Genomic DNA, 1470 nt, shown 5'->3' with positions numbered 1-1470 from the left:
GTGCAGCAGTAACATGGCATGATGCTAGTAGAGCAGCCCATGTATTCACAAAGGGTCAAACAAAAGAAGAAATAGCTAAAATAGAAGAACAAATAGCCCAAGAACTCAAAAAACAAAAACCCCAGCCTAAGCCCCAGCCTATTGTTACTCCTACAAAACCTGGTGATAAATATGGTACTTTGAGTACAGAAAAGATTGCAGAGCTTAAAGAAATTCCTTATGGGACTAATCCAAATATTAAAATGGGAGATTTAAGTAAAGAAGATGAAAAGTTGGCTAGAGAAAAAATTCTTGAACATTTGACACTTAAGCCTGGCCAAAGTTTTGCATCGAGTAGTGAATTAGTTTATGAGGATAGTCTAAGTTATTGGGTAGTTCGGGGAGTACTTACTATTACTAATTCTGATGGCACTATTACTACAGAAAATGTAGAAGCTTCTGCTTTTAATGGAGGCAGTTCTGAGCAAGCTGAATATGGCTGGCATCCAGCAATTATTTTAAGCATAGATCATGAGAAAAGATTTAATTAGATTTAAGAGATAAGCAGTAGGGGAATTCTACTGCTTATTAATAATTTTAAGGAGGATTAATAAAATGAAGAGAAAAGGTTCTATTATATTTTTGATGTTAGGTTTTATTATATCATTGGCACAGCCCAGTTGGGCTTCACAACCTATATTTGAAACATATACTTCTGATGAAATGACAACTCTAACTCAAAAAGATAAATGGAACACTATGCAAGCATTTCCAAGACCTAATTTACAAGGACAGGTAACAGGACCATTTGAAAAAATAGAATATTATGTAAAATCAACAGGTGCAACAGGTGGTATACGGTATAGGACAAAACAAATTACTTTTTCAGTAGGACAATTTGGACCTACAACATTTTCAGCAGAAGGTTTAAGGTCAAAACCACCAGCTCCCGGTCAAACAGTACATGATAAGGTAATATTAGATAGAGGATTTTTTCAAGCTATATTGGGAAGTGCGTCAGGACCTGGTGGACCAGCTTTAGTAGACCAGGCTTTAGATACTGAAACAGTTATGAAAGTTGGTGCAGTTATAGAAATTTATAATGCATCTACAGGACAAGTATTAATGACAATTGACAGAAAAGATAGTAGTTATAGTGGCAATCATAATACTTGTGATGATGCGGCGAAACCTCCTTTAGGATTTGGACCAAATGATATAGCTGACATGAAATCTAGATGGAATGATATACCATTAAGACCTTATTCAGGACCAGACTTCAAAGTCTGGATAGGAAGTAAAGATATTGGCAATAAGTTGCCGGGTGAAACGATAACAATAGATTGTTCTGTAAAGAACCTCAGTGGAACACTAGAAAAAACCGACATAGGAGTAGCAGAATATGGCTCAGGTTGGAATCCCCCCACAGTACATGGACCACTTGTTGATATACCTATAGATGGTAATAATTATAATTTCAGTTTTCAAATG

At 35.8% G+C, this 1470-nt stretch carries 2 protein-coding genes; both read left to right on the top strand.

Going from position 1 to position 1470, the window contains the following annotated elements; all coding sequences use genetic code 11:
- On the top strand, positions 1-530 hold a 530-nt coding region (locus tag AWB54_RS16020; protein WP_160328969.1), incomplete at its 5' end, for a hypothetical protein.
- A gap of 64 nt (positions 531-594) precedes the next feature.
- On the top strand, positions 595-1470 hold an 876-nt coding region (locus AWB54_RS14910), incomplete at its 3' end, for a hypothetical protein (RefSeq protein ID WP_153014766.1).

This window comes from Syntrophomonas wolfei subsp. methylbutyratica, assembly GCF_001570625.1.
In the GTDB taxonomy this organism is placed as follows: Bacteria; Bacillota; Syntrophomonadia; order Syntrophomonadales; family Syntrophomonadaceae; genus Syntrophomonas; species Syntrophomonas methylbutyratica.
The sequence above is the reverse complement of the archived record's forward strand: the minus strand, read 5'-3'. Positions and strand labels throughout refer to the sequence as shown.